Below are 6933 nucleotides of genomic sequence, written 5' to 3' on the forward strand. Positions count from 1 at the left end.
ATCGGCTGATCTCGAAGGCCGTCGATATGTGCTGATAGATCTCTGCAACTCGCCGACCTAGCCAGGCGCGTGAGAGAGCTACGGCGAGTACGAGGCGGCGGGCCGGCTGCGGGTGCCGGTGGCCGCGTGGCGGTGGGCGGCCGGCACCGGGCTGGTCCCGCCGGCCGACGCCGGGCGGGGGTCGTGGTCGCGGGTGGTGGTGGAGGCTGCCGATGCGGAGGCGGTGTGCGCGGCGCTGCGGGCCCGGCGGGTGCGGGGTGGCGGCGGACCGGCTGACGGAGGCGTTGGGGGAGCCGTTGCGGTGCCGGCCGCGGGTGACCGCCTCGGCGGTCACCCGCTCGTGAAGCCGGCCTGCTGGTCTACCTCGGCGGGGACGTCGAGTTTCCCGACGTCCACCCGGACCAGGTCGCGGCCCTGGCGCGCCGCCGGGACCTGCCGGTGCTCCTCGACCGGCATGTTCCGCTCGGCCCGGACCAGGCCGCGCGCCGGCTCGGTGTCCGCCGGGTCGACTTCGACCAGGTCGTGCGCCTGGGCTGGGTCGCGCCGATCGGCTCGGTGGAGATCGACTACAAGCGCCACGGCGGCGTCACCACGGTGCCGCTGTACTCCGCCGAGGACGTCGCGCTGCTCCCGGTCGCGCGGCCCTTGGTGGACTGGCGGGCGGTGTACGCCGCTCCTGCGGGCAGCCGTTCCCCGCTTGCCGCCCTCGACCCGATTGTCCCGGGCCGGGACAGGGTGTTTCTGGGGGAGGTGGGGCGAATGGCTCGGGTGGGTCGGGCCGCGGTAGTGAACTGGCGTCGCCGGCATGCCGGCTTCCCCGGCGCGGTCGGCGGCACGGAGGTGCGTCCGCAGTTCGACCGGCCGGCGGTGGTCGCTTGGCTGCTTGCCAACGACAAGATCGAGGTGCCCATCGGGATGCCGTCGGCGTTGCTGACCATGGCCGGTGCCGGGCGCCGTACGTCCCGGTTCCGGCTGGACGGCCCGCACCTGGTCCTCGCCGACGACGCCGAGGGAGAGGACCAGCTGTCGGGCTGGTCCACCGACGAGGACGCCGACGAACTGGCCGCCTTGACGGCGGGGGATTCCGGGTGCGGCGGTGCGCCGGCTGACGGCGCCGGGCACGGTGCCGTTGGCGGTGCTGGGCGGGGTGCGGGTGATTGAGCGGTTCCGTTCGGGATCGGGTGGCCTGCGGGTGACGCTGGCGTGGCCGGCAGGCCTGCGGGCCACCGCCGCGCGGCACGGGGCGAGCGGCTGAGCACGCGGTCCTACACGCGGCGTGGACGCCGACCGGGACCGAGCCGGCCTTCACTCCTCCGGGGCCGGACCGGGCATCCCCGCCCGGTCGCCGGCTCCGTGGTGGGAGGCTGTGGGTATGGATGCTGCGTGGTGGGATCGGCGTGTGTATGGGTCGGAGCCGGATGATCCGGAGCCGGGTCCGAGGCCGGGCCACGAATGCGGTCCAGATGTTGCTGATGGATGTCAGGAGTTGCGTGGAGTTACCAGGCCGGATTCGTAGGCGAGGATCACGAGCTGGGCGCGGTCGCGGGCGTGGAGTTTGGTCATGGCCCGGTTGACGTGGGTCTTCGCGGTCAGTGGGCTGATCACCATGCGATCCGCGATCTCGTCGTTGGACAGACCCTGCGCGACCAGGACGACGGCTTCGCGTTCGCGGCCGGTCAGCTCCCCCAGCGCCGTGCCCGTGTCGGTGGGGAGTGGCTGGGTGACGTACCGGTTGATCAGTTTGCGGGTGATCGAGGGTGCGAGGAGGGCGTCGCCGCGGGCGGCCACGCGTACGGCGTGCAGGAAGTCCTCCGGCAGGATGTCTTTGACGAGGAATCCGGCGGCGCCGGCGCGCAGGGCGTTGAAGACGTATTCGTCCAGGCCGTAGTTGGTGAGGATGACGACGCGCACCCCGGCCAGGATGGGGTCGGCGGCGATGCACCGGGTCGCCTCGATGCCGTCCATGACGGGCATCTGGATGTCGATGAGCGCGATGTCGGGGAGGTGCTTTCCGGCGAGTTCCAGGCCCTCCTGGCCATTGGCTGCTTCGGCCACGACCTCGATGTCGTCTTCGAGGTCGAGGAACGCGCGGAATCCGCTGCGGATGAGGGGCTGGTCGTCGATCAGCAGGACCCGGATCATGATGCTCGTTCCACGGGGAGTTCAGCCTGGACGGTGAAGCCGCCTTCGCCTCGCGGCGCTGCCCGGAGCCGGCCGCCGAGGGCGGTGACGCGTTCGCGCATTCCGAGGAGTCCGATGCCGGGCACGGGGGTGGCGTCCGGTGTGGCCTTGCCGTTGTCGTCGATCTGGAGGGCTATGGCGTCCGGTCGGTAGTCGATGTGGACCGATGCCGTGGTGGCGTCCGCGTGACGGGCGATGTTGGTGAGGGACTCCTGGACGATCCGGTAGACCGTGCGGCCCACGGCGGCCGGTACGTCGTGCCGTTGGCCCTCGATCGTCAGGGTCGCCTCCAGACCGGTCCGGCCGGCCCTCTCCAGCAGTTCGGGGACGTGATCGAGGCCGTGCGGCGGGGTGGTGTCATCGTCGCGCAGTGCCTCCAGGGTCGCGCGGAGCTCCCGGGACGCCTCGCGGCCGGCCTCGCGGATCGCGAGCAGGGACTCCGAGACCGGTTCGCCGCGCTTGCGCGCCACGTGGACGGCGGCTTCGGACTGCACCTTGATGACCGAGATCTGATGGGTGAGGGAATCGTGCAGCTCCCGCGCGATGTGCAGCCGCTCCTCGTCGGCGCGGCGCTGCGCGCTCTCCTCCCGGGTCCGCTCGGCTTCGTCGGCCCGCTGCTCGGCCTGCCGGAGGGCTTCACCGGCGGCGCCGGCCGCGATGAGCCAGGCGATCTGGAGCGCGCCGCGGGCCTGCGCGAACGCCTCGCCCGTGTCGTGCAGGCCGGAGATCAGGGCCGCGAAGGGCAGGGCGGCGAGCACGGCCACGCTCACCGCCGCCGTGACGGTGCGGTGTCCCGCCCGCATGGCCGCGTACACCGCGAAGAGGAACGCGACGGCGGCCACGTCGAAGCCCGCCGCCTGGTAGCCCACGGCGCAGAGCCCGGTGACGGCGAGGACGGCGACCGGAGCCCGGCGGCCTGCGGCCAGCGCGAGGCCGCCGACCGCCAGCAGTGCGTAGCCGAGCGCGCCTGGGCCCGCGGGGGGCTGCGGCCCGGATGCCCCGGTGACCAGCAGTGCCGCCGCCACACCGATGGCGACCAGCCAGTCCCTGACCGCGGCGGGGACACGCACACCGAACCGTCCTTTACCCATGCGCGCACCGTAGCCCCTGGCAGTCGCGGGCGGATCCCGCGCACGGACGAGCGGCTCGCTACCGCGCACGCAGTACTTTCCCGGTGCCTGCCACGCCCGTGGCAGTGCGAAGTGCCTGCGTTTGCTGGACGACGGGCGGTGGGTCCGGCCGACATGCTCAGACGACGTCCAGCCGTAGGAAGACAAGGAGCACCTTCATGTCCGTACGTCGCCTGCTCGCCACCGCCGCGGCCGCCCTGCTCGCAGGCCTCGTGCTTGCCGCACCAGCGGCAGCGCACGACCTGGCCCAGTCCGCCGACGTCGATGCATACGCCCTGACCACCGCGCGGTTCTGGGCCACCTCGGCCGCGCTGCTGGGGCTGGCCGGCGCGGTCATCGGCGGGCTGGCGCGGGCCCGCTCCGTTCGTCGCATCGGCTACGGCGGGGACAAGTGGGCCATCGCGGCCCTGGTGGCGGGGCTGATCGCCACGGTCGGCGGCGCGCTGAATCTGGCCGTCGCCGACGGGGGCCCCGGCACCGGCAACGGAGTAGTCGCCGGCGTCTTGGCCCTGGTGCTGGGGCTGACCGCCACGGTCCTCGGCGGGCAGGCTCTGGCCCGCTCCCGTCGCACCAGCTGACGAGAGCGGTAACGCCGGGTTCGGGTCCGCCGCGGTCATGCCCTGCGGGCGGTCACCGCGCGACGTACCGCGTAGGCAGCGGCTCCGGCGGCCAGGACTGCGGCGCGCCGCTGCTCACCGAGGAGGCATGTAGGGCGAAGGCGAGGACGAGGCAGCCGGCCAGCCCGACGACGGGGATGATCCGCGCCGGTCGTCCCTCGTCCGGCGCGAGGGTCCAGGCACCACTCGATGAGCAGCGGGTCGTCCAGGCGGACGACGTCGGGGTCCAGGCCGGCGCGCCGGAGGAATTCGAGGAGGTTGGCGGGGCCGAGGGCGCGGCCGAGGATTTCGCCGTCGCATCGGACGCGGCGTCCGCCGGGGCGGAAGCTCGCAGAGGCCACCATGTCGGTCGGGTCCTCGCCGGGCTCCAGGAACACGGGCACGATGATCCGCGCGATTTTCGTGGAGCCGTCGGGGTTGAGCCGCAGGGCCGGGCGGATGTTCTGGATGATTTCGACCTGGGAGTTGCGGGTGTAGGCGAAGCAGATGGCTTCGACGCCGCGTTCGCCGGTGATGTCGACGCCTTCGCCGAGGACGTGTACGGAGGCGAGGAGGGGCCGGTGTACGCGCCGGTTGTCGGCGTCGATGCCGTTGGTGAACTGGTAAGAAGCTGCGAAGCCCAAGGCCGGCGAGCGCTGGACCTGGCTGATCATGCCCTCACACACCCGGATCCGCCTTCTGCGCGAGGCCGCCGCCGACTTGCGGCGGCCGCGGGAGAAGCCCGCCGAGCCTGGCCGACTCACCCCGGCCCGAGTCCGCCGGGGTTTCGGAACCTCCGCCCGCACCTGCACTGCCCGGCCTGCGTGCCAAACTCTCAACGCCTGGCCGATCTCGGCCCCGCGACCAGCAGGCCGGCCTCGACGAGGCGGCCGACCGCCGAGGCCGTCATCCGGCGCTGGCAGCGAGGTACCGGGCCACCGAGGGAGGCGGCACCTGGCAGGAACGTCCAGCAGGCGGCGGGCGCGCGGCGGCGGTCGCTGTACCTAAAGCCACACTTACGCGGTACGAGCCATTCCTCTGCCCGTACCAGCCACCGAGCCACGTTTGGCCAACCTCCGAGCGCGACCGATGCTCAGATGCCCCCTGTTCCATGAACTGGCCGTTCCCGAGCAACGACAAGCATCCGGAGGTCTGTCGTGAACCAACTCAAGATCCGTGCTGCCGGCCTGGCTGCCGCCTTGTGTTTAGGATTGTCGCTCCTTCCCACTGCTCATGCCGCCGCTGGCCCGAACACCCCCGCGCAGCCGGTGCCGCAGGCCATGAAGCTGTCCGAACTCGAAGTCCGGGGCGCGGCCGCGGCGACGCCGGTCCAGATCAGGCCCTTGCACGACACCAGCAAGTGCCTGGACGTCGAAGCCGGCTGGACGCACGACGGAGCCAACGTCTTCCAGTGGACTTGCCTGCCGACCCACCCGGCCAACCAGCTGTGGTATCTCGTGCCCCTGACCGACGGCACCTACCGCATCAAGCCGGCCCACGACCCCAGCAAATGCCTGGACGTCGAAGCCGGCTGGACCGGCGACGGAACCAACGTCTTCCAGTGGACCTGCCTTCCGAACTTCCCGGCGAACCAGCGGTGGCACATCACCAACGAGCTGTACCAGGAGGGTCGCGTCCGGTACAGCATCAAGCCGGCTCACGATCCCAGCAGGTGCCTGGACGTCGAAGCCGGCTGGACGCACGACGCAGCCAACGTCTTCCAGTGGACCTGCCTCGGCGTTGGCCAGCGGAACCAGCGGTGGGGCTTCTACTCCGTATAAGTTCGGTCCCCGCAGACAGCAGGACGGCTGAGGCGCTCGTCGGCAGGGTGCCCGCGACCTGGGGACGGGGTGGGGTGGAGGGATGACACGTGCCGGGCGCCGACTTCCCAGGGGTGGGATGGCCGGCGCCCGGCATGGTGGTGGGGGAGGGCCAGCGGCGGCTCCCCGCGACGGCAGGGGCGAGGTAGAGGCTGGTGGTGTGGAGGACTTCCGGGCTGGGGAGGAGCGGCGGCTCCTGGGTCCGGACCGGGAACTGGAACAGTTCCGCGTCCAACCCTTCCTCCAGCGCGGCCGCGGCTGCTGGCTGAGTGCCGACGGGGGCCGGTCCACCGGGTGGTGATCCTTTGCAGGGGTGTGCCAGAGTCCGGCTGTCCCTCCCTGGCGTGGCGTTCACGGCCGGCCGGGCAGTCATGCGGCGGTCGGCAGTTCTCGGGCGGTGCGGGTGATGAAGTGTCGGGTGTGTTCCGGGTTGAGGGCCTGCGCTTGGAGGTGCTCGTGCAGGGTGTTGTAGTGCTGGACGTCGGATCGTTTCTCCGGGTATAGGTCGCTGGTGAACCGTTCCAAATACACCGTCCCCGTCCCGGGGGAACCGGGGAAGTGGAGGATGGAGAACTGTCCCGAGACGCCCGGGTGGGCTCCCGCGCTGTGGGGGAGGACCTGCACGGTGATGTGCGGCTGCGCACCGAGGTGGTTGAGGTACTCAAGCTGCTCGCGCATGACCTGCCGGCTGCCCACCATGCGGCGCAGTGCGGATTCGTCCAGCACGACCCATAAGCGCAAAGGCCGGGCCGGGTGGTGGGCTCGGCACTGGCGGCGCAGCCGGACCTCACGGCGCACGGCGATCTGTTCGGAGGTGGCCAGCGGGATCGTTTCCTCGATGACGGCCCGGGCGTAGGCCGGTGTTTGCAGCAGGCCCGGGATCACCAGGGGCTCGTAGGAGCGGATCGAGGAGGCTTCCGTCTCCAGTGCGATGTAGACCGCGTACGGGACCTCCCCGCAGGCGACCCACCAGCCCTGCCGGTCCGCTTCCCTGGCCATCTGCATCAACGCGTCGACCACCTGCGGGTCGTCGACCTGGTAGAGGCCGCACAGGTCCCGCACATCACGGGCCTTGATGGCGCGGCGGCCGTTCTCCATATGGCTGATCTTGGGCTGGGAGATCAACAGGCGCTCAGCCACCTGCGTACTGGTCAGACCACAAGCCAGACGCAGCCGACGCAGCTCCGCGCCCAGCCGGCGTCGCCT

Annotated in this window: 7 protein-coding genes and 3 pseudogenes; 4 read left to right on the top strand and 6 right to left on the bottom strand. The window is 71.6% G+C overall.

The genetic code is table 11. The features are described from left to right. Positions 1–330: 330 nt before the first annotated feature. A complete protein-coding gene (locus ACZ4WZ_RS15400) occupies positions 331–456 on the bottom strand; it encodes a hypothetical protein (protein WP_467890068.1) in 126 nt (41 codons plus the stop codon). On the opposite strand from ACZ4WZ_RS15400, the gene ACZ4WZ_RS15405 reads away from it, so the two are divergent. Further along, a complete protein-coding gene (locus ACZ4WZ_RS15405) occupies positions 439–1161 on the top strand; it encodes a hypothetical protein (RefSeq protein ID WP_467890071.1) in 723 nt (240 codons plus the stop codon). The two genes, ACZ4WZ_RS15400 and ACZ4WZ_RS15405, sit on opposite strands and share 18 nt — an antisense overlap. A gap of 318 nt (positions 1162–1479) precedes the next feature. Here the strand turns inward: ACZ4WZ_RS15405 and ACZ4WZ_RS15410 are convergent, their stop codons facing one another. Both ACZ4WZ_RS15410 and ACZ4WZ_RS15415 read right to left on the bottom strand, forming a co-directional pair. Further along, on the bottom strand, positions 1480–2142 hold the full coding sequence (locus ACZ4WZ_RS15410) for a response regulator (RefSeq protein ID WP_467890074.1): 663 nt from the start codon (positions 2140–2142) through the stop codon (positions 1480–1482). Continuing rightward, positions 2139–3272 carry a sensor histidine kinase gene (locus tag ACZ4WZ_RS15415; RefSeq protein ID WP_467890077.1) on the bottom strand — a complete coding sequence of 378 codons (1134 nt, stop codon included), beginning with the start codon at positions 3270–3272 and terminating at the stop codon, positions 2139–2141. Before ACZ4WZ_RS15415 ends, ACZ4WZ_RS15410 begins: the two co-directional genes overlap by 4 nt. A 197-nt stretch (positions 3273–3469) precedes the next feature. On the opposite strand from ACZ4WZ_RS15415, the gene ACZ4WZ_RS15420 reads away from it, so the two are divergent. Continuing rightward, on the top strand, positions 3470–3889 hold the full coding sequence (locus tag ACZ4WZ_RS15420; protein WP_467890081.1) for a DUF6223 family protein: 420 nt from the start codon (positions 3470–3472) through the stop codon (positions 3887–3889). 35 nt (positions 3890–3924) lie between these two features. On the opposite strand, the pseudogene ACZ4WZ_RS15425 reads toward ACZ4WZ_RS15420, so the two are convergent. Both ACZ4WZ_RS15425 and ACZ4WZ_RS15430 read right to left on the bottom strand, forming a co-directional pair. Continuing rightward, a pseudogene (locus ACZ4WZ_RS15425) lies at positions 3925–4121 on the bottom strand (amino acid permease); the annotation flags it as partial. Between the two features lie 124 nt (positions 4122–4245). After that, a pseudogene (locus tag ACZ4WZ_RS15430) lies at positions 4246–4530 on the bottom strand (DEAD/DEAH box helicase); the annotation flags it as partial. A gap of 16 nt (positions 4531–4546) precedes the next feature. Between ACZ4WZ_RS15430 and ACZ4WZ_RS15435 the strand changes: the two are divergent. Both ACZ4WZ_RS15435 and ACZ4WZ_RS15440 read left to right on the top strand, forming a co-directional pair. Further along, positions 4547–4788 (top strand): annotated as a pseudogene (locus ACZ4WZ_RS15435) (NF041680 family putative transposase); the annotation flags it as partial. A 399-nt stretch (positions 4789–5187) separates the two neighbouring features. Continuing rightward, positions 5188–5688, top strand: coding sequence for an RICIN domain-containing protein (locus tag ACZ4WZ_RS15440; RefSeq protein ID WP_467890084.1), 501 nt, complete (start codon positions 5188–5190; stop codon positions 5686–5688). Positions 5689–6096: 408 nt separating this feature from the next. Here ACZ4WZ_RS15440 and ACZ4WZ_RS15445 read toward each other — a convergent pair. Continuing rightward, the coding region (locus ACZ4WZ_RS15445; RefSeq protein WP_467890087.1) for a helix-turn-helix domain-containing protein at positions 6097–6933 on the bottom strand (837 nt) is incomplete at its 5' end.

This window comes from Streptomyces sp. NPDC029122, from assembly GCF_055569445.1.